We start from the raw sequence: 23,312 nt of genomic DNA, 5'->3' as shown, positions 1-23,312 counted from the left end.
ATCGGAGATGCCTACGAGTCGTTCTGCCACCGACTGGGCGAGGCGATGGCGAGCCTGATCGTCGGAAATGCCGCCGACCCGGCGACCAATGTCCCGCCGGTCGTGGATGCGGACTCCCAGGCCCGGATCGAGCGCTACATCGAGATCGGCAAGCAAGAGGGCAAGCTGGTTGGGCAGAAGGCAGTGCCTGCGGAGCTGGTCGGGAAGGGCTACTATGTCGCCCCGAGCGCCTTTGCGGACTGTCCCGCCGAGGGTAAGCTCTGTCAAGAAGAGATCTTTGGCCCGGTGGTCGCGATCCTCAAGGCAGCCTCACTCGACGAAGCCTTAGCCATCGCCGATGGGACGATGTACGCGCTGACGGGTGGGCTCTACTCGCGCTCCCCGAAGAATATCGAGCGGGTGCGGCGGGAGTTTCGCGTGGGCAATCTCTACATCAACCGCAAGATCACCGGCGCTGTGGTCGACCGCCAGCCCTTCGGCGGTGCGCGTATGAGCGGAGTCGGGAGCAAGGCGGGCGGACCGGACTACCTCCAGCAGTTCCTCGTCCCACGCACCATCACCGAGTCGGTCATGCGCCGCGGGTTCGCCCCCACGGAAGAGGACTAAGGCGCGATTGTTTTTTCGATGCGCCGGTCGGGGATGAGCCACATCACGGCCACAGCGACGTAGAGTGCGGCGGAGACAAGCGGCAGAAAAAATGCCAGAGGAATCGCGATAGCGTAGAGCACCAGGGAGACAATGCCCTTGGTGTCTTCCCGAGCGCTTGCCCGAGATGTGAGTCTATCCCATGCGCGGCAATGAGCACACGGCTCAGGATGTAGTACGCCACACCCGAGAGCAAAAGCACCACGCCGTAGAGTGCGACAGGACGGGTCGCGAAGTGGTTCTCGCCCATCCAGCCGGTCGCAAACGAGACCAGAGAGAGCCAGAACAGCAAGTGGAGGTTGGCCCAGAGCACGCGATCACTAAACGCCTCCAGCCGGCCCTTGGTCATAGTGGTTGTAGCCTGATTTCCCCTTCGTTTGGGGCAATAATATCAAGACAGAGCTGCCAGCCTTGCAAAAGTTCCATGCCGATAATGGGCTGTGTGCCTAAAGCGGCGGCTAGGATAGGCCGAGCAAAATCGCCCATAATCAAGATGCCTGCGTGCAGATCAATATCGACGCTCGTTCCATCTGCCTGTGTGATTTGCGCATGCTCAACAAGAGGCCAACCAAGCACAGCAATCTCGACAGCAGATAGAACAAGCTCAAGATTGCACCCTGTGTCAATCAGAAAGTCTTTATTGGAAAGATCACCAGCGAAACCTTGAACAGACAAGGTGAGAGTAGGCTTCAGCTTCGCCGTGATCTGTCCCGTCAGTCTCATCCTGCGCTGCCTGCATGTCCAATGACAATCTCGCCCACCTTCAGTGTGTAGAACTCGCCTTCTGGGTGACGAGCACGTATCGCGAAGAGTGTCTCGCGGTGCTTGTCACCGATCTCCCAGTCGTGGGAGAGGATCTCTATGGTGAGATATTTACCGTTGTGGTCTGGCTCCACTTGGTTTTGGATTTCGTCGAAATAGATCGCTCGTCCACGCTCACCGACTTCGGCGGCAGAAAGTGGTGCACGGTCAAGGGTTAGGCTCATAATGGCGTTATTGTACCGTGTCGGTCTGGGCCTGAAGTCCCCGCCTTAGCGACGCTTTGCGTCAAGTGCGTCAAGCGGCCCGAGGCCGCGCGAAGCTTGAAGCATTTGTGTCGCTCCCTGGTGGGCAGTCAGAATTGGTAGGCGATATGATGTTTCACCACCATTATCTGTGAAAGAGAAACACTGTATGATCCAAAAAGCCAAGAGTCAGAGCAAAAATGAAATCGTTATGACTCCCGGTATGACAATTCGCGCGACGAACGCCACGGGAACGATCTTGATTGCGGCAACAGATGCCTTGACTCGCTCCTACACCTGGGAAGGAGCAACTCGCTCCGTGGAAATGACTCCTCGGGAGAAGCGTTGGGATGGCAGTCTGGGGCTGTATTATCCGGGGCTAGGGGATCACTGGAAAGAGCATCATGGCATCACTAGAGGAGTGCTGGAGGAAGGGCAGCAGCACTTCAAAACTCTGAAGGAGGCACTTGCCTGGATTCGATCCCGAACCTGGATGCCCTATGTCTATACGGAAAGCGGGCTCGTCGTCGGTTGGAATAAGACATTGCCACGAAGACAGCTCAACGTTGAGGTATGGCAGCTCTATATTGGTGGGAAGAAACCACAGAACTTCCTCGGCAGCCAGAACCAGAAGGTCATTGTCACCAAGGCACCAGCCGCGAGCGTGTTTTCTTCCCTGACAAGTGCGGTTCAAGCAAGCCATCTTGTTGCCGTGACTACGCTTCTCCGTAACGGTGCCAATCCCAATACACGCGATGGGGCGGGACGAGTGCTACTTTCTGTTGCCGCGAACCATGGCTCTACCGAGATTGTTCAGGCTCTACTGCAGAAAGGGGCGAATCCAAATGGTCGAAATGAGGACGGCTCCACAGTGTTGCTTGGTGCGATAGACAACGAGCAGCTTACGATCGTCAAGCTTTTGATTGCTAAGGGAGCAAATGTCAATGCGGTTGCTGAGAGCGGCGAGATGAAAGGCAGCTCCGCGTTGCTTCTGGCAGCTTTGGGGGATAATGCGCCTCTGGTCGAGCTCCTACTTCAGGCAGGGGCTGATGTGAAAGCAACCGATGATCAGTTACACAATACTCCTCTTGCGTGGGCGTGTAGTAGCGGAAATGTCGCCATTGCCAAGCTCTTGCTCGCTAAGGGAGCTGAAGTGGACGCACGGAACAGCATGGGAGGAACCCCTTTGATGGGGGCGGCAATGGCAGGAAACCCCGAGTTGGTCAAGCTGTTGATTGCCAAGGGAGCCAAGGTGACGGCCCGCGATGACCAAACGCGACAGGTCTACGGGCAGGCGCTGTTCATGGGCGACACGAAGACGGCGGAGCAGATACGCAAGAGTGGGAAGCTCAATGAACTCCAGGAAGACGGTCGTTCGGTTCTCGACTGGGCGGGAATTGGTGGAAATAGCGAGGTTATCACAATTCTCAAACAGGCGGGTGCAGTCAAATAACTCGGTGCGTTCCCGACCCACATTCGTTTATTGCCGCAGGACGAGCTCCGTGGCACCAGCGCCGCCGAAGTCGGGGTGGGCCATGGCGAAGCTTTGGACTCGGTTGTCGGTTTTTAGAGTTTCCCAGATGGCTTTGCGGAGTGCGCCCGTGCCCTTGCCGTGGACAATGCGCACGTTGAGGAGCCCGGCGGTATAGGCATCGTCGAGCCACTTGTCCACACGGGGTAGCGCGGCATCGGCGCGCATGCCGATGACGGTAAGCTCGTGGGAGACGGTCATGGTCTTGGTCATGGCGAGCGTACCTGCGTTGGTGGCACTCTCCACTTTGGGGGCAGGAAGCGCGGCGATCTCGATGCCGTTGAGGTTGCGTAGAGCAGAGAGGGGAACCGTGACGCGCATCGCGCCGACTTGGACCTGGACTTCTTTGCCCACGGAGTCGGCGAGGACGTTGCCGATGGCGTTGCCCAGTGACGTCACTCGGACGCGCTCACCGCGTTTGAGAACCGTGGGAATCGGGGCCTCATCGAAGGGCAGCGGCTCTTTCTCCCAGCCAATCTCCCCGATCAGCTCATCGCTGGTGTCCTTCATCTTCTTGCGCGTGGACTGGGTCTTGCGGCCCTCCTTGCCCATGCGCCGTAGCTCCCCGATCAGGTTGTCCATCTTCTCGGTTTTTTGCCGGATGACCGCGCGGGCCTCTTCGGTAGCGCGGGCCTTGGCCTCTTTGCGCAGGCTCTCCAGATCGCGAAGGCGCTCCTCGTACTTGCGCTTTAGCTCGTCCATCTCTCGCCGGAGCCTGCGGGTGTTCTCCCGCTCATTCTCGGCGCTTCGCTTCGCTTCCTCCAAGCGGAGCATCACGGTCGCGGCCTCAGCCCCTGCTCTACTTTGGTTCTCAATCGCTGCATCGACGACCCTCGGTGGCATCCCGAGGCGGCGGGCAATGTGAAAGGCGTTCGACGAGCCGGGGACACCCTGCAAGATCCGATAGGTGGGGCGCAGGGTCTCCAGATCAAACTCGACAGCGGCGTTGTCAATCCCCTCACGGCTGTAGGCAAACTCTTTGAGCTCGCCGTAGTGGGTCGTGGCGATCACCCGTGCATTGTGTGCCAGCAAGTCGCCTAAGATAGCCTTCGCGAGCGCCGCGCCCTCGGCAGGGTCGGTGCCGGAGCCAACTTCGTCTAGCAGCACGAGAGCCTGCGTGCCGAGGGATTTTAAGATCGTGACGATATTGCGAATGTGTGCGGAGAAGGTCGAGAGGCTGTGGGTAATGGACTGCTCATCGCCAATATCGGCAAAGACTTGGGTGAAGTGCGCCAGCTCTGCGATGCGGGCCGGGACATGGAGGCCGGACTGTGCCATGAGGGTGAAAAGTCCGACGGTCTTGAGCGTCACGGTCTTGCCGCCGGTGTTGGGGCCGGTGATAAGCAGCGCCTTGGTCTGCTCGTCGCCGAGCCGCACATCAATGGGGATCACGGTTTCTTGATTCAGGAGCGGGTGCCTCGCCTCTTCCAGCAGCACATGCCCGTTCTGGTTGAGCCTGGGCGCGATGCACAAAAAGTCATCGGCGAGCTTGGCCTTGGCGCTGGCGAGGTCCAAACCTGCCACTATCTCCACGGAGCCATGGAGCTTCTCCCCGAGGCGCTTGACACTCTCCGTGAGCTTTTCTAAGACTTTCTCAATCTCGCGCTGCTCCATGGCTTCGTGCTGGCGCAGCTCGTTGTTGAGCTCGACTACGATCAAGGGCTCGATAAAGATCGTGGAGCCTGTCCCGGACTGATCGTGGATAATACCCGGAAGCTGGCGCTTGAACTCGGACTTGACCGGCAGGCAGCGGCGGCCATCGCGCAAGACCACGGTCGGATCCATCAGCATCCCTCGGGTCGCCGAGGAGTTCAGCACCGCGCTGAGCTTCTCCTCGATGCGTTTCTGGGTGAGGCGAATCTTAGAGCGAACCGTGGCGAGGGCAGGGGAGGCGGAGTCTAAGACATCGCCGCTCCGCCCGATACAGAGCTCGATCTGGGCGAGAAGCTGTGGGAACTCCTGGATACCTTGCGCTCGATCGGCGAGGAGAGGCGCCTTTTCGGCGTGGCGGATCAGAAAGTTCTTGAGCTTCCCCGCCCCGATGAGGGTCGAGGAGAGCATCAGAAACTCATGGGGCGTGAGGTTCTGTCCCACCTCGGCATGCACCAAAGAGCGCCGGATATCATGAACCCCTCCAAGCGGAAACGGCCCATGCGCCTCGGTCACTTCCCGTGCCTCGGTAGTCTCCTGCTGCCATTCCTGCACAAAGGCAAAGAGCGGCGTCGGCATCAGCTCCCGCGCCCGCTCACCGCCCAGCGAGCATGCCGTCCGCTCCGCCAGCAGGCTGCGCACGGCATCAAACTCTAAAACTCGTAGGGAATGGTCATCCATAACAAAACTCGTATCGCTCCAGTCGGCGGCACTGCTAAACAGTGTACCCGGCTATAATAAGGCCATGCCAAAGAGATGGAGCCGTTTAGGTCACCGATACTTCCAGCTCGGCTCTAAATTGCTCGGCGTAGAGGCGGGCGTAGATGCCACCTTGCTCTAAAAGCTCGGTGTGGCTGCCCATCTCTTTGATCTCGCCCAGCTCCATGACGACGATCTTATCGGCCTTGACAATCGTGCTGAGCCTATGGGCGATGACGAAGCTGGTACGGTTTTTCATGAGGCGATCTAGGGCCTCTTGGATCAGTGCCTCGGTCTCGGAGTCTAGTGAGCTGGTGGCTTCATCCAGAACGAGGATACGTGGGTCGGCGAGAAGTGCGCGGGCGATGGCGAGGCGCTGCTTCTCACCCACCGAGAGCTTGATGCCCTCTTCCCCAAACTTGGTGTCGTAGCCCTCGGGGAGCGCCTCGATTGTCTGCGTCAAATTGGCGGCTTCCACGGCAGAGGCAAGCTCTTCGTCGGTGGCATCGAGCTTGCCGTAGCGGAGGTTCTCACGAATGGTCGCGTGGAAGAGAATACTTTCTTGGAGAACCGTCCCAATCTGCTGGCGAAGTGAGTAGAGCTCGATATCGTGCAGATTGTAGCCGTCGATGGTGATGCTGCCCTTGACCACATCGTAGTGGCGTGAGAGCAAGCTCATCATCGTGGTCTTGCCACTACCACTGCCTCCCACAAAGGCGATCATCTGGCCTGGCTCGACCACCAGGTTGATGCCCTTGAGAACATACTGCTCCGGCTCGTAGGCAAACCAGACATTGTCGTAGACCACGCGCCCGGCGATCTTGGGAAGCTCAGGAGCCTTGGTATCGTTGACCACCACGGGCTCGGTGTCGAGCAAATCAAAGATGCGGCGTAGGCTGGCTTGGGCGCGGGCAAGCTGGTCGTTGAGCTGGATCAGCCGCACCGTCGGGGCGTAGAGATAGGCCGTGACTAAGACGAGAAAGGCAACGAGATCGCCCTGCTTCAGCTCCCCGTTGATGACCGCTTGGCCGCCCATGCACAGCACAATCCCTGTCCCGACAGCGGTGATGAGCTCCGCGCGGGCAAAGAGCTGCGTCCCCAGGTTACTCTGGCGGATATTCAGATTCAGGTTCTCGCGGTTCTGGTGGGTGTAGCTGCGGACTTCCGAGCGCTCTTGGGCGTAAGACTTCACCACTTGAATCCCTGCCAGCTTCTCTTGAAGATCGGAGAGAATCACCCCGCGCAGCTCACTGATCTTGCTGGCGTTGTCCGAGAGGCGCTTGCGGGAGAAGATATAGTTCAGAATATAGATCGGGTAGACCGAGAGAGCCAAGAGAGCGAGGCGAGGGTTTTGAATAAAGATCAGCACCAGCACCCCGATCAAGGTCACAGAGTCCTGGATAATGGTCACAAACGCCCCCGTGATGAGCTGGTTGACCTGCCCGACATCGTTGACCACGGTGGCGACGATCTTACCGGTCTGTGATTTTTCAAAGAATCCTTGCGAGAGGCGTTGCAGGTGGGTGTAGAGACGGACACGCGTGTCGAGCAGGAAGCGCTGGCCCATCGCTTGGATCGTCACCCCCATCACATAGCTCATCAGACCTGATGCCAGTGAGACAAGCAACAGAAGAAAGAAGGCTCCCTCCAGGCTTGCCAGTGGCCACGGCAGATGAAAAGGCTCCGATTTTCGCGGATCAAGATAGTTGAAAATCTGCTTGATCAGCCCCGGCGTCTGAAGGGAGAGCAGCGCCGAGAGAAGCGTCAGAAAGGCGATCCACGCCTGCGTCTTGCGGTACTTTCCCAGCTCACGGATGAAACGCCCCAGTTGGCCCATGCCCGTTACTTTACCATGCGAGCCGCTTCGTAGACCTCGACAATGCGGCGGGCCATCTCGGTGGGAGTGGGGTGGAGTGGGCTCTGGCGGGCCGCACAGGCAAAGGCTTGCAGGCGATCCCGGTCTGCCAGCAGTGCTGCAGTTGCCGCGCCTAGCTCTTGGGGCGGGACAATCAGCGCATCGATGCCATCGCGCACAAACTCGGGAGCGCCGCCACCCCTTGCCACCACGCACGGGAGGCCATTGCTCTGTGCCTCCGAGAGCACGACCCCCTGTGTGTCCGTGATACTTGGGAAGACAAAGAGAGTCGCGGCGGCAAAGATCGGCGGGAGGTCAATTCGAGGGACGAAGCCTGCAAATCGAATCCGTGTGGCGAGGCCACGCGCTTCTGCTTCTGACTTTAGGCTCTCTAGTGCGGGGCCGCCACCCACTAGCAATAGAATCGCGTCCGAGGGCCACTGGCGCAGCGCCTCAAAGAGCAGCTCGATGTTTTTTTCTCGGGCGATTCGTCCCACATAGAGCAGCACGGGAGCCAGCTCAGGCAAGCTGTAGCGCTGCCGAACCGCTGCGACTTCGGAGGCCAGAACCGGGCGAAGCGCGGGGATTCCGGTCGGGACAACGGTTAGTTTCTCTTCGGGAACTCCAAGGCGGATCAGTACCTCACCCGTGGCACGTGACGGCACGATAACGCGAGTACACGCATGGCCGTAGTAGAGACGCAGGTGTCGTGAGAGCCACCAGCTACTGACAGCCGAGGGGAGGGGGACATAGTGCGTGTACTCGTGGTAGAGCGTGTGAAAGGTCGAGACCAGTGGAACCTCAAGCTGACGTGCGAGCCGGAGCCCATGGTGACCCATTCCAAAGGGCTGCTGGGTGTGCACCACATCTAGTGGCAAGTTGCGCAGCACCATCGGCTGGCCCAAGAGCGGCGAGTGAGCAAAGGGATTCTCTGGGTTCCAGGGTGAGACCCAGGAGGGCATGCGGCGCACGGGAACATCGGTGTTGTCCGCATAACCGGGATAGCGCGGAGCAAGAACGGTCGGCTCATGCCCTTCAGCGAGAAGCTCTAAGGCAAGGGTCTTGACCGATGTCGAGACGCCATTAATGACGGGCTCATAGCTCTCCGTGAACAAACCAATACGCATCGTTAGCGTGATTGTACCCGTAGTTGGCTACGCCGCGCTTGCTAGGGGGCGCTCCGGCAAGAGGTAGTTTCCAGAGCGTAAAATCTCTTCCAGCGCCTCCGCCCCGATGGGGCGGGAGTAGAGGTAACCTTGGAGGGCGGAGCAACCGGCGGCTAGGAGCTGCTGGGCCTCTTGAGGGGTCTCCACACCATCCGCGGTGACTTCCAAACCATGTGCACGACCCAGCTCAATAATCCACTGAACTTTTTGAGCACTCTCCTCCACATCCAAGTTCTGAACCAGTGACCGAGCAATCTTGAGGTAGCGAAGAGGAAAGCGCGTCAGTATCGCCTCCGTGATATATCCTATCCCGACATTATCGAGGCCGATTGGGAAGCCTTGTCTAGAAAGCGCCAGGATACTATCTCGAAGTGCCTCGCCATGCTGAAGGAGCGTGCTTTCCGTGAGCTCAAACCGGAAATTTCCTGCGGGGAGCTTTTGAGCCAAGCCGGACTGCATAAGCTGGCGTCCTGCGATATTTAAACAGAGGGGAATGTCATAGCCACGAGCTTGCCACTCGCGCTGTTGCTGGTAGGCAGCCTCCGCCATCCAGAGTCCCAGTGCCTCGATTAGGCCCGATTCTTCCGCAAGCGCGAGGAAGCGTGCGGGGAAGAGTAAGCCTTGCTCCGGGTGTCGCCAGCGGATGAATGCCTCGACTCCTGTGATTCGTTGCTGTTGTGGTTGGAGCTGGAACTGATAGGCAAGCGTGAACTGCTGCCTGCGTAAGCCTTCTTCCAGGTCGCTGGCAGTGAGATTGCCATGGCGCTTTAGCAAGCGTGGACGTGTCGAGGGGGAGGTAGGCGCGGGTTCTGCGAGCAGGGGAGTTTCTTCCACTACAGGCAATACTGCAAAAACCCCTATGATATTGCCTGACTCCAGTGTCGCCTCTTCATGTATCCAGTAGGTTTTCCCTGCTGTGTCTCTGCACTGAAAGCGCACCTTTACCTCACGCTGCTGACTCGCGATTGCGGCTTCAAAGAGGCCTTGCCGTCTCTGCTGCTCCTCTTGGGGAACCGCAGCGAGAAGCAGCTCGCCAAAGCCAAGCTGCTCAGGATTGTCAAGGGGCAAGAGATCACAAGCGCGACAAGGATCTGCGATTGTGGGAGGGGCTAATCGCTTTGCCTGAGTATCGTAGTGTGCGGTGTAGGCAAACGAACGCGTCGCTATCAGTAACCGAGCGAGAAGCTCCCCGAGGCGTTCCGCAGATAAGATCGACATTTCTGTCTTAATTCTGGCAGTTTCTTTCTGGTTATTGAGGCTTTCTTACACCAACGCCTTAGAGAGATTTTCTAACGGGACTGTCTCTTGCGCCTTTGTGAGCATGTCACGAACCGTTGCGACTCCTTGGGCCAGCTCATCATCGCCTAGAATGACCGCAAATCGTGCTTGATTTTGATCTGCTTGCTCCAGCATGACTTTCATCCGACGACCGGTATAGTCCATGTCGCAGGCAACTCCCTCCGAGCGCAGACGAGCAAGCAACGAGACACAAGCCACTCGGGCGGCCTCACCCAGCGGACAAAGAAACGCCGCAAGCCCCGAGGTTTTCGGGAAAGCGACTCCTGTCTCCTCTAGAGCTAGCAAGACGCGCTCCAGCCCCAAGCCAAACCCAATGCCTGGTGTCGCGGGGCCACCCACTGCCTCGATGAGCCCGTTATAGCGCCCACCTCCGCCAAGTGCCTTATCCCCTAGAACGCCAGACTGGATCTCAAAGACCGTGTGGGTGTAGTAGTCAAAGCCCCGTACCAGCCGAGGGTCTTCGTCATACGGCAGGCCCATCGTGGTGAGATAGCTCTTGACAGCGGTGAAGTGTGCTTGGCTTGCCTCGTCCAAGTAGTCACTCAGTGACGGAGCGGTGACAAGAAGCGCGATATCTTGTGGCTCTTTGGAATCGAGCATGCGCAGCGCATTTTGCGCAAAGCGCCGGTTGTTTTCCCCGCTCATCTGAGGCAATAAGGGCTCTGCCCAAGCACGAAGCGCCTTGACATACTCCACCCGGCTCTCTGGTGTGCCCACCGTATTGAGCTTTACTTTAAGGTCGGTGAGCCCGAGGCGAGCATAGAATCCACAGGCGAGTGCAATCACTTCGGCATCCGCTTCCGGTCCTGAGGCTCCTAAAAGCTCTGCCCCAGCTTGGTGGTGCTGGCGGTAGCGACCTTTTTGAGGGCGCTCGTAGCGAAAGTTAGGGCCGATATAGTACAGCTTGCTGACAGGCCGCTCGGTGTAGAGGCGATTGGAGACATAGGCCCGCATGACTCCCGCTGTGCCCTCCGGACGCAGTGTTAGCGCATCGTTTCCCTTGGTGACAAAGTCAAAGGTCTCTTTAGCGACAATATCGGTGCCTTCCCCTACCGAACGGTGGATAAGGTCGTGGGACTCGAAGATCGGGGTGCGAATCTCTGCATAGCCATACTGGCGACAGATCTCACGAAAACTAGCCTCTAGCCACTGCCAGAGTGCGGAGTTCTGGACGGCATCCCGGCCTGGAGCTGAGGGGAGAATATCGTAGGTACCTTTAGGGGGAGCATAGCGCATGACTAAAGATTATATCGCCACGAAAACCATCTTTACTCAGTGATGGTCATTTACTCAGTGATGGTCATTTTCGCCGTGATCCGCTTTTCCATCGTGATCATGGTCATGCTCTGAGAAAGTCTGGACATTCTTATTGCTCAACGTGCTCACCGCGACAAGCCCACCAACGAGTGCCGCCAGCACAAAGACAATCCAAAGAGGGAACTTCGGTTTTTTCATATACTCTTACCTTGCTCTATTAATTTTTTAAAGTCATGACGTCGCTGCCAGCTTCTTGCCACGTCTTTGCTGAGCCCTAGTCCGATCAACAAACCAAAAAATCCTGCGTAGATACTGACCGTGTTTCGGCTGACGACGGTGATAAATCCTCTTCCTCTGTGAGCCTTAGTCTTTGTTTTCAAAACAGCTGGTTTCAGATCCTCACCATTCCAAAATGCATAGATGGGATAGATGGCATAAACGACACTGAACAGAAGCAAGGCGGTGAGGGCACTTGTTTGAAGCCGGGCGCGTAGCTGAATTTTCTTATCTACTTTTAGGTCGTACATGGTCTCTATTTTACCAACTCTCGCCATGCATGATACAACAGGATCTGATATGCGCAAACGTTCTTCGGGTTCGTCGGATCTGCCAGATGATGGATTTAAGGCAGTTTTTCGTCCGATTTTGCTACTTGCCCTAACGGTTTTTATTGATCTGCTTGGCTTTGGGATTATCTTGCCCAACTTGCCGCTGTACATTAAGCAGGCCGTGGGGGAGGCCAATGGCAATGCCGCCTTTGTGGGGGGACTTCTGGCGGCCTCCTACTCTCTCACACAGTTTCTTTGCGCACCGTTTTGGGGGCGCTACTCGGATCGGGCAGGTCGTCGCCCGGTGATACTCATCTCGCTCCTAGGAGTGGGGCTTGCGTATATCTTCTTTGGACTGGCCAATGACAGTCTCTGGATGCTCTTTACAGCGCGTCTACTAGCCGGGCTGCTCTCGTCGGCTTCGATCGGTGTCTCTTTCGCCTACGTGGCCGATGTGACGACACCGGCGAACCGTGCTAAGGGAATGGGCCTGCTTGGAGCCTGTTTTGGTTTAGGCTTTATGTTCGGCCCTGCACTCGGCGGTATTCTGGGGAAAGTGAGCCTGAGCCTGCCCGCCTATGTCGCGGCAGGAATGGCCCTGATCAACTTTGTCTTTTCCTACAAGTTCCTTCCGGAGTCGCTTTCGGCTGAGGAGCGCGCGAAACTTAATAGCCCGGATCGTCCCTCAGCATGGGAGCAGACTCGTCAGGCGCTCACCGGGCCAAATGCAGGTCTCTACGTGCTCTCGTTTATCTCGATCTTTGGGTTTGCCGCGATTGAGCAAGCCTTTGGGTTCTTTCTGCTTGCCCGAGGGATCGCCAATGATAAAAATCTCCCCGAGCGCTTTGGTTATCTGATGGCGTTTGTGGGAATTATCGGGATCATCATCCAAGGGGGGCTGATCGGGCGCATGGTCAGCAAGCTAGGTGAGGGGAAAGTTGCACGCATCGGGATGGGGGTTCTGGTGCTGGGCTATGTTGCGCTGACACTGCCGCGCGAGTGGGGCTGGATGGTTTTCCTGCCGACGATTCCGCTCTCGGGGGGACGCTCGATGATGGGGCCGGCAATCTCTGCACTGATCTCTCGGCGAACTCAGGGAGGGCAGGGGCTCAATCTTTCCGTCCAACAGTCTTTCGATGCCCTCGCACGGACGGTCGGCCCGCTGACGGCCGGCTGGCTCTTTAAGACGTTTGACCCGACGGCTCCCTACTACTTCTCCGCGGGACTGACTGTTTTTGCGCTGCTTCTCACGGTCGCGGTTCCCAGCATACTGGCGGCACCGAAGGATTCCGAGCAGGCAAAATGAAGTACGGCGCGGTAGCACTGATCCTGCTCGCCTCAGTGGGTTGCGCTCGCCCTGGTGAGAAAAAAGCCGAACGTGCGGTGGAAGAGCTTCTGCCTCAGTATCTCGGCCCTGCACAGAGCTACACAGCCAAAGTGAAGGCTGCGAGCCTCGGAGCCTTGATGCGAGGGCGAGTCCGAACGGTCACTCTGATCGGGCGTGGCGTTCAGCTTCTGCCTGAGTGCACCGTAGCAGAGCTTCGCGTAGATGCGGCAGAGATTGAGATTGATAAAGATCGTCAGAGCCTCAAGAGTGTGGGGGAGGCGCGCTTTATTGCTCGAATTGATGAGAACGAGCTGGATCGGCTGGTGCGTACGCGTCGCCCCAAGCTCGCGGACTTAAAGATCAGCCTGCGTGGCTCCTGGGTCCGTGTACGAGTGACTCCCGAGATCTTTGGCTACCCTACTTTGCCCATTCAGGTTGAGGGGAACTTACTTCCACGCGGTGGTGGGATAAAAATGGACTTTGAGCCCGATAAAGCGCGTCTCCTGATCATTCCCATCCCGAAGCCCGTTCTGGACTTTGTGGCCGAGCGCATCAACCCTGTCGTAGACTTCTCCTCACTCCGAGCCCCGATTCGTGTGGAGAAGGCAGAGGTGAAAGGTGGCTCACTCTTGTTATCTGGCTACTTGCCCCCCGAGAGTGTCAATGGGCTTGGTGTGGGCGGTCATCGCTAGCGCCGGGCAGTAGCTGCTGTGGTTGGCGGTGGTGGGGCAAACTCTGAAAAGGCATTCCCGATAAATCCGGCCACATAGTAGGCGGCAATCGTCGCGACAATGCCAAAGAAGCCCGCACGGCGGCTGTCGCGCTTCATGAAAAGGATAAAAAAGAACGTCGCCGAGAAGGCATACGGACGATAGGTACTATCCGTTCCGTAGTAGCGTTCAAAATTTTCGGTTATAAAGGGCGGAAGAGAGGGCAAGGACATACTTTTATCTTTGGCAGTCCCTGCCCTAAGAATTAGGCCGCTTTTGCCGTGCGGCGACGGGAGCGAGGTGCAACGGGCTCTTCGGTGATCAGAGGCTCGTTATCCCCCTCACTGTCCAAGCGGGGAAGTACGGGTTGCAGATGCTCCGCCACCGGAATCACAACCGTCATGGCCTCTTGCCGGCGGCGGAAGTTGACTGTCTCCCAGTCCCGGATGTAGTCCAGAACGGTTTGGGCGAGCTTGCGTGCCTCGAACTCGGAGAGAAGTAGGGTCAGAGAGTCCCGGACTTCCACCATCTTGACCGCACCGCCGGAGAGTGTCTCGCCGTGGCCATTGTCAATCTTGAGGACAAAGGGCTGGCGGTACTTGGTATCCTTGCGGAGTGAGAGTGTGCGCGCCTGGATACCATCATCGTAGATTGTCCCTTTGTAGTCCGCCCACTCATCGAAGCTGCCGTAGAGAATGTCCCAGCAGACCAGCTTAAAGTCGGCGGCGTCGGCGTAGTGCTTCACCCGCGTGGTGGCCTTGTGTTGCTCGTCAAACTCCACCAGGGTAAAGGCGATCTTGCTGCGCTTTGGTTCTAGAGAGAGCATCTCACTGACATCGAGCACCCGGTCTCGGGTGATGTGCTTGTAGACCTGTACCCGCGTCAATGCACTGGCAGTGGTCATGTTGATATTGTTACTTACGATCATGGTCAAACCTCACTTCATCTTGCCGAATCATCAAAAATTTACGTCAAAGAACTTTTTTGTAGCCGCAGCTCGGGGAATCTCCCTGGCTGGCCCAGCACTCCCACTGAATCACGTATCCCTCGTTTCGTTTGTAGTACAAGTGCGAGACAAGCTCGTCGCCACACTCTGGACAGCGTCCCCGAACCCATGCAGGATCCGGACGGTCAGTGCGCTGACGAGGCGTCGTTGTTGCTGGTGATTTTGTGATTGTTAAAACTTGACTCATCCTTTTCTAACCTCCCGAAGGTTGTCCCTTCACACGAAGACTCCTAGGAGGTTAGAAAAGGCGGAAAGCACGTGTCAAAAATTATCAAATGGTAGTGTGGGAAGTATCAGCAAGCGCGAAACTTGCTCATTTTGGGGCAAGGCGTGTGGTATGCAGCGTGCGCTGGGCGATGTCTTTGAGCGTGACACTAAGCTCTCCCGTGGCGGCGGTGAGCTTTACCTCGCCGAAGAACTGGTGTCCGGCAGCGGGGCCGCCACTTCCCGCTTTCTGGAAGAGCACTTGGGGGCCAAAGGTGTTGTCGAGCCTGTTGGGGCCAAAGCTGCCCGCATGGATTGGCCCGGCGACAAACTCGTGAAATGGGAGGAAGTCTTGGTACTGCGCTCTATTCGGGTCGTAGTAGTGTGCGGCGCAGTAGTGGACATCGGCGGTGAGCCAGACGATATTCTTGACCTTGCTGCGCTTCAGCGACGAGAGCAGCTCAGCCAGCTCTAGCTCACGGCCTTGGGCAGGACCATCGCCATTGGCAACGGCCTCGACGGTGTTTTTTCCCTGGTAGGTATCTCCGACGACGAGTCCGAGCGGCATGTCTGAGGCGATCACTTTCCAGAGGGCCTTGCTGCTCGCTAGCTCGCGCTTGAGCCAAGCAAGCTGCGCGGCTCCCAGTAGCGCAGTATGGGCCCCCGGAGTGGTCTCTTTGCCATCGGTGTTGTCGCCTCGGTAGGAGCGCATGTCTATCATAAAAATATCGAGCAGAGGGCCGTAGGCGATCTTGCGGTAGACACGACCAGGCTCATCGGGGAACTCACGGAGCGGCATGTACTCCCGAAAGGCTTGGTTGGCACGGGCGGAGAGGAGCGCGGCGCTCTTGGTCTTGTAGCGCGGGTCATCGAGGATGCGGCCTGGAAACCAGTTGTTGAGCGTCTCGTGGTCGTCCCACTGCACCAGCATCGGCACCTCGGCGGCGAAGGCTTTGTAGTGGGTGTCCAGCAAGTTGTAGGCAAAGTTTCCTCGGAACTCCCCCAGTGTCTCCGCCACTTTTGACTTCGCCTCGGTCACTAGATTCTTCCAGAGAGTTCCATCGGGAAGCTTGACTTCGGAGGGAAGAGGGCCGTCAGCGTAGATGCAGTCGCCAGAGTTGATGAAGAAATCAGGCTTGCTGGCCCGCATCGCGCCGTAGCCCTTGAGCCCCCCAAATGCCTCGTTGATCCCCCAGCCCTGTCCGACCGTGTCGCCCGTCCAGACAAAGGTAATATCGCGCTTCTTGACCGGAGCCGTTCGGAGCCTCCCGATCTGTGGGGCACTGGTGGCCTTGTCATCGTCTAGGCCGGTGAAGCGCACGCGGTAGAAGACATCTTCGCCTGGCGGCAGGCCCGTCACGAGAAGCTTTCCTGTAAAGTCGGAGTTTTCCAGCACCACGGGCCCTGGAATACGCCTTGGGTTGAGAAAAGCCTCCGTTGCGGCAAGCTCGACACTCATTCGGGCAGCCCGATCTGCCCGGCTCCAGATCACCGCACTGTCAAAAGAAATATCGCCGCTCTGGATGCCATGGGTGAGCTCTGGTCGGTCGGAGCGTGAAAAAGAGAAAGTCATACCCACACTATACAAACAAAACAGGCCTGCCGAAGCAAGCCTGTTTTAAATATTTCTCTTTGAAAATTTTCATCGGGGCGACAGGATTCGAACCTGCGACCTCTGCGACCCGAACGCAGCGCTCTACCAAGCTGAGCCACGCCCCGAAGCGGAAGGAATAGTATCATGGGTATGGTGAATCTGCAAGCCATGTCAAGACTGTGTGTGGGGATCGATGCGGGCGGCACAAACGTGCGAGTGCGCTGGAATGAGGGTGAGCTGCGGTGTGCCGCGGATCCTGAGGGCGGTCCCGAGCCCGTGCTCACGCTCCTGGCGCAAGTTTCGGTAGAGCGGGGCGAGATTTCGTCGATTTGTGCAGGCATCACCAAGGTGAGCCGCGGCGAGGTCAAGGCAAGCTGGGAGAAGACCCTCGCTGCCGCCTATCCCAAGGCCACAATCTCCGTGGTGCCGGACTACGTGGTGGCATTTCATGGGGCGATCCCGGAGGGCGTTGGCCTTCTCTGCGTCGCTGGGACGGGCTCGGTGATCTACGGGGAGGATGAATTCAAAAAAGCGGTGCGTGTGGGAGGACGGGGCTGGGAGTTTGGGGATGAAGGCAGCGGAGCCTATGTCACCACGGAGCTGATGCGCCGTACTCTGCGTGCCTGCGATGGACTCTGGCCCCATACTGCGCTTACTAAGGCCGTCTGCGGGCTTCTAGAGACCGGCGAAGCCGCTCTGGTCGGCGAGCGGGCTCGTCAGCGTGCACGGGTCGAAGGACGAGGGTTTTTGGTTCGCTTGGTTCATGCCAAAGCACTTGAAGGCGATCACGAGGCACAAGGCCTCTTCACGGGCGCCGCGGGCTGGCTGGCACGCTTTGTTCGTGCTGCCCATGAGCAGCTTGAGTTTCCAAGTGATAGTGCTGTCCCTGTGGCACTTGTAGGGGGTATGTGGGAGCAAGTGGGACAGTGGATGCATGCTCCCTTCTGGCTTCTTTTGGAGCGCTGGGAGAAAAAAATAATCGTGCGTGAGCCTATGGGCAGCCCCGTAGAAGGCGCACTTCGTCTTGCGGAACGAAGTTGTTCTTAACACGGTAGAATAGGGAGGTATTTATTTTTAGGAGGTTGGATATGGACTCAGAGAATCCCACATTGAAATGGTCTCTTGCGGCAGTTGGTGTTGTCGTGGTGTGTTTCTGTTTGGGGTATTTTGTCTTCGGAACGAAGGGAGGGCCTTCCGTGAGCCCCCAAGCTGATTCAACCCCCAGCCCAGAGCCGACTCCCAGTGGACTTCAGATTACCGCGGTAGAGAGTCAGGCACTCAAGGTCGAGGACATTACCGCGCAGAAAGAAGCAGAGCAGAAGCGGAAAGAGGCGGCTGAGCGTGCTCGTGAAGAAGCCAAACTAAAGGCCGCTGACCCTGGCATTATCGAGGCAAGTCCCTCACCCAACCCGGATGAGTTGGGGGCAGAGACCGACGAAGACAAGGCCAAGCGCAAGAAGCAAAACTCAGAAGACGATCCATCCAAGACGGAGCCTGACCCTGCCAAGCGGGAAGAAGATCCTGCGATGACCGAGGGGGATAAGCCCAAGACGGAGCCTGATAAACCTAAGACGGAAGGGGATAAGCCCAAGACGGAGCCTGATAAACCTAAGACGGAAGGCGAAAAGCCCAAGACGGATGGGGAGAAGACAGTCGCTTCTAAGAATCTGTTTCGGGTACGCATTGGCGGAGCAAAAAGTACACGCGATGATGCCGAGAAGCTCGTCGCCGAGCTACGAGGACGCGGCTACACGCCGACCATAATCGCCGATCAGCGCAAAGGCAAGACTATCTACCATGTGCAAGCCGGTGCGTTCAGTGACTCTGATGCGGCAGAGCGCCGCAAGAAAGAACTCGAAAACAATGGCTACGATGCTCGCGTCAACTAGTTTACTCGCTCTTGTGACACTTGCTCAGACGCCAGCACCGTTGCTTAGTCATACGTTTACCCGTGGCGATGATGCCTGGCAAGGGATGGGTGACATCGCGAAAGTCAGCCGAACCGCACCGCCAAAGCCTGTTTTAAGTTTTGAGTACATGGTCAATAAGACCAATCTTAATGCGCTCGTTCGCACCATTGAGCCCGGTGCTCTCAAGGGAGCTCAGCACCTGCACGTTGCCCTTAAGACCGATACCGACACCATACTGGCGCTTATGGTGCAAGAAAAAGACGGTGGGCGCTTCATGGCAGTGGCGACCCTGCCCAAGAACCTCTGGCAAGAGATTGATCTTGCTGTCTCTGACCTATCGCTAGCACGCGATGCGGGTGATCCTACCGATGCCAATGGCAAGCTGGACACGGAGAAAATTGAGTCCATCACTATCGTAGACCTGCATGAGTTTTTGATCCGTATGGAGAGTGCTGCTGTGACGACACTCTTTCCCGATATTTCGTCTGGGCCGCGTGAGCTCTGGATGCGAGAGTTTACCGTGAGCACGGCGCCCCTGCCCGCCTCGTCTCTGGATGGCCTGAGCCGACCTCAGCTCTCTTGGATCGGTGTGGGGGGAGCGGGCCTCAAGCGCGTCATCGCCGGTGGGCCGCTGACCGGAACAAACCTTGAGGTAACCTACAGTGTGGGGGCAGGAAAGTTTAGTGGACTCTTCCACGCGATTCCCACGGGTTCTCTGGCAGGCAAGACAAGCCTTGGTGTCTCGCTGGCCGTCGCCAAGTCCGCGAGCCTGATGGTGCAGCTTGAAGATGATCAGGGGGGGAAGTTCAATGCCATGGTAGAAGTGCCAGGCGTGCGCTCACCCCGAAAAATTTCCCTGCCTTGGAGTGACTTTAAGCCCGCTGACGACAGCAAGCGCGACAAAATGGATGTCACCCGTGTCAAGCAGATAATGATCCTAGATATCAGCGGCATCACGGAGAGTGTGCAACAAAACAACACCCTCTGGCTAGCCCATTTGGAAGCAAAATAGAACCGTGAGGCAAAGATAGAACGTGACCCCTGAGGCCGAACTGCACTACACTCGTGGACGGTTGCACCTGCGCCGTGGCGAGTCTCTTCTCCCTTATGCATCTGCAACACAAGAGATGCAGACAGCGCTCCAGCAACTAACGGAGGCCAGTAAACTGGCACCGAAGCACCCCGAGATCTACTATTGGATGGCACAGACCTTGCGCCATTTAGGGCAGCGCGACGATGCCATCGTGGCGGCTCGAAAGGCGGCTGAGCTGGCTCCTACCAGTGATGAGTACGCGCGTCTCTTGCGAACTCTGGAAAACCCGTCACCAGAGCCCATCTCCACACGTCCCGCCCCGCCGCTTCGCAGTGGTAGTGCGCCCGCTCCCGTCGCTGAGACGGGCAAGCCAGGACTCACGTGGGACGATGTGGTGCTACCTGCCAAGACCAAGCGTGAGCTGCGGCAGATGCAGCTTCTGCTGGAAAACCCGGCCCAAGCACGACGCTTGGGAGTTGATCCTCCTACGGGGCTCTTGCTCTACGGCCCTCCGGGAACGGGAAAGACGACCATTGCGCGCATACTGGCCGCGCAGGCCAAGTCCAAGTTCTTTGCCACCAGCCCCGCAGAAGTCAACTCGATGTGGGTGGGCGAGGGCGAGAAGGCGGTCGCGCGGCTCTTTACCGAAGCGCGGCAGAACGCACCTGCGATTATCTTCTTAGACGAAGTGGACGCACTGATCCCCAGCCGCGTCGGAGGGATGCACATGCCTTCCGATAAGGTCGTCAATCAGTTTCTCCATGAGATGGATGGCTTGGTGGCGAATCAGGGGCTCTTTGTGGTCGGGGCAACCAACCGGCCCGATATGCTGGATCCCGCACTGGTGCGTGGGGGACGGCTCTCGCGACAGATCGAGATTCCCTTGCCGGATGAAGAAGCGCGCCGTCAGATTCTGGAGGTCTGTGTGAAGCGGGCAACCATTGGCGACGATGTGGATCTGGACAAGCTGGCGGCGGGTGCGGAGGAGTTCTCCGGGGCCGACCTGCGTGCCTTGGTCAACGAGGCGGGGATGCAGGCCCTGATCCGCCTCGCCGACGAAGGCGGAGTCGAGGCGGTTATCATGGCGGACTTTGAGATCGCTCTAGCAAACATGGACAAGACCGAGGACTCCGATTTCTAGCCTCTCGTTCTAGGCCGTCTCAATCTCGTACCAGAGAGTCTGGTGCTCAGGGCCAATCGCGAGAGTGAGGGTACCGTTCTCTAGTGTCGCAGGAACTTCTTGGCGACGCTTGCCAGTGCCCTCAAGCGCCCAGACCGTCGCTTTCTGTGCTTTTGTCGCAATCTGAACGGTCGCTGTCGGGACTTCGAGCTGTGTCGGGCCAGACTTCCAGGCATCCGCCGCATAGGTCCGATCCGCGTTCCACTTCATGCCCGGATTTTCTGCCTTGTCCAGCGCCGTCAGCAAAAGTGAGCGCGACAGCTCGGTCGGTTTGCCGTCGCGTGCGGTCAGGGTGAGCACCGCAAAGTTGCGCTTGGAAGCGGCCACTTCCGCCACAAACCCCCTCACACGGTTTGCCTTGCCTCCCAGCTTGCCAATGAGCGCCTTGGAGGCAGGGGAGCTAACACGAACCTGCTGCGCTCCATGATCCCAGACAAAACCAGGGTCAATGCTCTCTTGCAGCGGCTTGAGGTTCTGCACCACGAGCGCAAGGGGGCCTTGGTCTTCTTCAAAACGAATCGCCGCACGGTGGTTCAGAAAGGTCTTCGACTCGATTTTTTCGGGGGCACTCTTGAGGTTGCCTTGAACAAACCGCGTCTCCGAAAGCCCCCAAAAGGCGTAGTCCGTGCCGAGTGCTTTCAGGCCAGCGACTTTGCTTTTAGGGACGGTGAGCTCAATGGCATTGGGTGCGGGAGCAAGATCACCTCGCAGAAACAGCGCGGCGGCGGCAGGGAGAAAGCCGAGCTTGGCGGGGTGAAGCTGCTGATCGAAAAAGCCGGTGATCTTATCGCTCTGCACGGTTTCGTAGGCGAAGAGAAAGACGCCATCCCAGTCCTGCCAGGCGGCGTAGGCAAAGATCAGGGGAGTCAGCTCGGCGCTATACTCACTCGGGGCCGGATGGTCGTACTCGCTGACGGTGAAGGGCTTGCCCTGCACACGGTGCATCGCAAGGCCGTCCAGAACCCCTGCGCCCGCGCTGGCCGTCATGGGAGTGTTCTCGATCTGGAAGTTGTTGGGATCGAAGGCCGAGCCGGGGAAGTTGGGGTGCTGCCAGTAGGCATGCATGTCCACCCAGTCGAGCTTGGACTCCCGGTAGACCCCTGCCATACCGCCGTAGCTGGCTTGAGAGCAGGCAATGGACGCCGTGCAGCCTGTCGCAAGAACTGCCGCTTTCATCGTCCGACAGTAGGTATCTTCCACCGTCATGAGATAGTGCGTGTAGTCCACGCCGGAGTTCGAGCCGCTGATCTGCCCCAGCTCGATCGTCCCCGCCTCAAGGCTCTGGCCTGAGACAAACTGCAAGCCGCCTCCGCCGGGACGAAGGCTCCACTCGCCTAGATAGATATCCGCATCGCTATCGCCGACCATGAGTGAGAGGCGACAGTGGCCCGGAACGACATTGCCATTGGCGATAAAGGTGAAGCTGTAGCGTTTCCAGGCAATGCCTAGGCCGATGCTCGTGTCGAGCCCGACCATGCTCCACGGGGCTTGGTCGAGGCGGGCATTGACATAGACCGTCCGCGGTGCCGCTGCCCGTGCGACAAACGAGACCGTGTAGGTCTTGCCCGTCTCTAGTGTCAGGCCGGTCTGGTGAAGCTGAAGGTGCCAGTTTGTGCCGTCACTCTTTAGTTTTCTGACATGTAGCACCGGGCCACCCGGTGCATTGGTCTGTCCCGCGACACTGACGGAGGCGAGCTCCAGCTGCGTTTTCTCATGGGTCTCGGCGGTCCATGCGGCGACATCACGCTTGAGCTGCTCCACTCCCAGTGACAGCCCCGTGTTCCAGGCTTGTCGTAGTGTCACGGTGTTGAGGTACTTCTTGCGCAAATACGCCTGCCAGCCCGCTTCCAGGGGCTTGCGGAGCGCGGCGGGAAGGGCCGCCGCTTGGCCCGCAGAGCCGATCAGAGAGTCCTCATTGTTCAGCTCCACTAAGGCTAATACCGGATCCAGCGCCAGCGGCAGGCCCGTGTAGGGATTTTTATGGGTAAGTATCTGGGTCGCGAACTGCTTTTGCAGCTCGATGGCCCGTGGATGAAAGTACGCAACCACCTTGCCAAGCTCAGGGAGTTTTTCTTTGGTGAGGGGAAAGCCATCACCGGGAAGCCACTCGCGCGAGACATGGAGATTAAGATCGACATAGATGCCGTTCTTTTTGAGCTGGGCGATAAAGAACTCCAATAGATCCAGGCTAATCGGGTCAAGTGATGTGGTCTTGGTGTAGTTGCCCTTGCTGTTAAAAATATTCGGCGTCGCCCACTGCGCGTCCATGTGGTGCAGCCGAACTAAATTCACGCCGTACTTATGAAGCCGAGCCGCAATCTTCGGTGCATCCGCCTTGCTCGGAAACGCCGCTGCCGCCCCAATATTCACGCCCACAAAGCGCACTCGCCTCCCCGTCGCGTCGTAGAAATGCCCGTTCTTAGCCGTGAGCTTCTGCTGCACCGTCAGCGGCGCAGGGTTGAGAGAGGCCACACTGGTAGCCGTTGCACTGGAATCGTCCCAGGGCAGAGTGAAGGGGAAAGCGTTGGTTTGGTTCACAGAGGCATTATCCACCGCCTGAAAGGTGGCGTCAAGAAGCCTGCGGCTACAAAGCCCGTGCCGGGCTGCCGAACCTAACGCCCCGTTCACGGGGCGGCCTTTCTATGGTAAGCTTAAGGCGATATTTCTGTTTCGGAGAGGAAGAAAGATGTCGCA

General features: G+C 57.9%; 22 protein-coding genes and 1 tRNA gene. 8 read left to right on the top strand and 15 right to left on the bottom strand.

Annotated features, from left to right (window positions below; translation table 11 throughout):
* Positions 1–606, top strand: a 606-nt coding sequence (locus tag AC1XOS_RS05500; protein WP_481961219.1) for an aldehyde dehydrogenase family protein, incomplete at its 5' end; no start/stop codon positions are given.
* A 43-nt stretch (positions 607–649) separates the two neighbouring features.
* Here the strand turns inward: AC1XOS_RS05500 and AC1XOS_RS05495 are convergent.
* From AC1XOS_RS05495 to AC1XOS_RS05485, 3 genes are read right to left on the bottom strand one after another with little or no spacing between them, the layout of a single operon-like run.
* Positions 650–994, bottom strand: a complete 345-nt coding sequence (locus AC1XOS_RS05495; protein ID WP_481961218.1) for a TMEM175 family protein — start codon at positions 992–994, stop codon at positions 650–652.
* The gene (locus AC1XOS_RS05490; protein WP_481961217.1) at positions 991–1,368 is read right to left on the bottom strand and encodes a hypothetical protein; all 378 of its coding nucleotides are present in this window, start codon (positions 1,366–1,368) and stop codon (positions 991–993) included. The genes AC1XOS_RS05495 and AC1XOS_RS05490 overlap by 4 nt, the downstream gene beginning before the upstream one ends.
* Positions 1,365–1,631, bottom strand: a complete 267-nt coding sequence (locus AC1XOS_RS05485; RefSeq protein ID WP_481961216.1) for a hypothetical protein — start codon at positions 1,629–1,631, stop codon at positions 1,365–1,367. Before AC1XOS_RS05485 ends, AC1XOS_RS05490 begins: the two co-directional genes overlap by 4 nt.
* Positions 1,632–1,872: 241 nt before the next feature.
* Here AC1XOS_RS05485 and AC1XOS_RS05480 point away from each other — a divergent pair, with 241 nt between their 5' ends.
* On the top strand, positions 1,873–3,102 hold the full coding sequence (locus tag AC1XOS_RS05480) for an ankyrin repeat domain-containing protein (protein WP_481961215.1): 1,230 nt from the start codon (positions 1,873–1,875) through the stop codon (positions 3,100–3,102).
* Between the two features lie 27 nt (positions 3,103–3,129).
* Here AC1XOS_RS05480 and AC1XOS_RS05475 read toward each other — a convergent pair whose 3' ends face one another.
* The 7 genes from AC1XOS_RS05475 to AC1XOS_RS05445 form a co-directional block, all read right to left on the bottom strand.
* Positions 3,130–5,511 carry an endonuclease MutS2 gene (locus AC1XOS_RS05475; protein WP_481961214.1) on the bottom strand — a complete coding sequence of 794 codons (2,382 nt, stop codon included), beginning with the start codon at positions 5,509–5,511 and terminating at the stop codon, positions 3,130–3,132.
* A gap of 85 nt (positions 5,512–5,596) precedes the next feature.
* A complete protein-coding gene (locus AC1XOS_RS05470; RefSeq protein WP_481961213.1) occupies positions 5,597–7,366 on the bottom strand; it encodes an ABC transporter ATP-binding protein in 1,770 nt (589 codons plus the stop codon).
* Positions 7,367–7,371: 5 nt separating this feature from the next.
* Positions 7,372–8,511 carry a glycosyltransferase gene (locus AC1XOS_RS05465; RefSeq protein WP_481961212.1) on the bottom strand — a complete coding sequence of 380 codons (1,140 nt, stop codon included), beginning with the start codon at positions 8,509–8,511 and terminating at the stop codon, positions 7,372–7,374.
* Between the two features lie 27 nt (positions 8,512–8,538).
* The gene (locus AC1XOS_RS05460; RefSeq protein WP_481961211.1) at positions 8,539–9,768 is read right to left on the bottom strand and encodes an EAL domain-containing protein; all 1,230 of its coding nucleotides are present in this window, start codon (positions 9,766–9,768) and stop codon (positions 8,539–8,541) included.
* A 45-nt stretch (positions 9,769–9,813) separates the two neighbouring features.
* Positions 9,814–11,085 carry a histidine--tRNA ligase gene (hisS, locus tag AC1XOS_RS05455; RefSeq protein WP_481961210.1) on the bottom strand — a complete coding sequence of 424 codons (1,272 nt, stop codon included), beginning with the start codon at positions 11,083–11,085 and terminating at the stop codon, positions 9,814–9,816.
* A gap of 54 nt (positions 11,086–11,139) precedes the next feature.
* Positions 11,140–11,304 (bottom strand): hypothetical protein, encoded by a 165-nt coding sequence (locus AC1XOS_RS05450; protein ID WP_481961209.1) that lies wholly within the window; start codon positions 11,302–11,304, stop codon positions 11,140–11,142.
* Positions 11,301–11,633, bottom strand: a complete 333-nt coding sequence (locus tag AC1XOS_RS05445; RefSeq protein WP_481961208.1) for a hypothetical protein — start codon at positions 11,631–11,633, stop codon at positions 11,301–11,303. The genes AC1XOS_RS05450 and AC1XOS_RS05445 overlap by 4 nt, the downstream gene beginning before the upstream one ends.
* On the opposite strand from AC1XOS_RS05445, the gene AC1XOS_RS05440 reads away from it, so the two are divergent.
* Together AC1XOS_RS05440 and AC1XOS_RS05435 are read left to right on the top strand one after the other, a co-directional pair.
* Positions 11,632–12,960, top strand: coding sequence for an MFS transporter (locus tag AC1XOS_RS05440; protein ID WP_481961207.1), 1,329 nt, complete (start codon positions 11,632–11,634; stop codon positions 12,958–12,960). The genes AC1XOS_RS05445 and AC1XOS_RS05440 overlap by 2 nt on opposite strands.
* A complete protein-coding gene (locus AC1XOS_RS05435) occupies positions 12,957–13,673 on the top strand; it encodes an LmeA family phospholipid-binding protein (protein WP_481961206.1) in 717 nt (238 codons plus the stop codon). Before AC1XOS_RS05440 ends, AC1XOS_RS05435 begins: the two co-directional genes overlap by 4 nt.
* On the opposite strand, the gene AC1XOS_RS05430 is transcribed toward AC1XOS_RS05435, so the two are convergent.
* The 4 genes from AC1XOS_RS05430 to AC1XOS_RS05415 form a co-directional block, all read right to left on the bottom strand.
* Complete coding sequence (locus tag AC1XOS_RS05430; RefSeq protein WP_481961205.1) at positions 13,670–13,924, bottom strand: hypothetical protein; 255 nt, start codon at positions 13,922–13,924, stop codon at positions 13,670–13,672. The genes AC1XOS_RS05435 and AC1XOS_RS05430 overlap by 4 nt on opposite strands.
* A 32-nt stretch (positions 13,925–13,956) precedes the next feature.
* Positions 13,957–14,619 carry a hypothetical protein gene (locus AC1XOS_RS05425; protein WP_481961204.1) on the bottom strand — a complete coding sequence of 221 codons (663 nt, stop codon included), beginning with the start codon at positions 14,617–14,619 and terminating at the stop codon, positions 13,957–13,959.
* A gap of 391 nt (positions 14,620–15,010) precedes the next feature.
* Positions 15,011–16,474 carry an alkaline phosphatase D family protein gene (locus AC1XOS_RS05420; protein ID WP_481961203.1) on the bottom strand — a complete coding sequence of 488 codons (1,464 nt, stop codon included), beginning with the start codon at positions 16,472–16,474 and terminating at the stop codon, positions 15,011–15,013.
* Positions 16,475–16,546: 72 nt separating this feature from the next.
* Positions 16,547–16,620: transfer RNA gene (locus AC1XOS_RS05415), tRNA-Pro, on the bottom strand.
* Positions 16,621–16,645: 25 nt separating this feature from the next.
* Between AC1XOS_RS05415 and AC1XOS_RS05410 the strand changes: the two genes are divergently transcribed.
* The 4 genes from AC1XOS_RS05410 (at position 16,646) to AC1XOS_RS05395 (ending at position 20,579) form a co-directional block, all read left to right on the top strand.
* Positions 16,646–17,542: an N-acetylglucosamine kinase gene (locus AC1XOS_RS05410; RefSeq protein ID WP_481961202.1), complete on the top strand. Its 897-nt coding sequence runs from the start codon at positions 16,646–16,648 to the stop codon at positions 17,540–17,542.
* Positions 17,543–17,691: 149 nt separating this feature from the next.
* Positions 17,692–18,384: an SPOR domain-containing protein gene (locus AC1XOS_RS05405; protein WP_481961201.1), complete on the top strand. Its 693-nt coding sequence runs from the start codon at positions 17,692–17,694 to the stop codon at positions 18,382–18,384.
* A complete protein-coding gene (locus AC1XOS_RS05400) occupies positions 18,368–19,417 on the top strand; it encodes a hypothetical protein (RefSeq protein WP_481961200.1) in 1,050 nt (349 codons plus the stop codon). The genes AC1XOS_RS05405 and AC1XOS_RS05400 overlap by 17 nt, the downstream gene beginning before the upstream one ends.
* Before the next feature lie 22 nt (positions 19,418–19,439).
* Positions 19,440–20,579, top strand: a complete 1,140-nt coding sequence (locus AC1XOS_RS05395) for an ATP-binding protein (RefSeq protein WP_481961199.1) — start codon at positions 19,440–19,442, stop codon at positions 20,577–20,579.
* A 9-nt stretch (positions 20,580–20,588) separates the two neighbouring features.
* On the opposite strand, the gene AC1XOS_RS05390 is transcribed toward AC1XOS_RS05395, so the two are convergent.
* Positions 20,589–23,156 carry a carbohydrate binding domain-containing protein gene (locus AC1XOS_RS05390; protein WP_481961198.1) on the bottom strand — a complete coding sequence of 856 codons (2,568 nt, stop codon included), beginning with the start codon at positions 23,154–23,156 and terminating at the stop codon, positions 20,589–20,591.
* Positions 23,157–23,312 lie beyond the last annotated feature (156 nt).

The organism is Armatimonas sp. (genome assembly GCF_964826245.1).
Note: the sequence above shows the minus strand (reverse complement) of the source record. Positions and strands in the feature narration are given on the sequence as shown.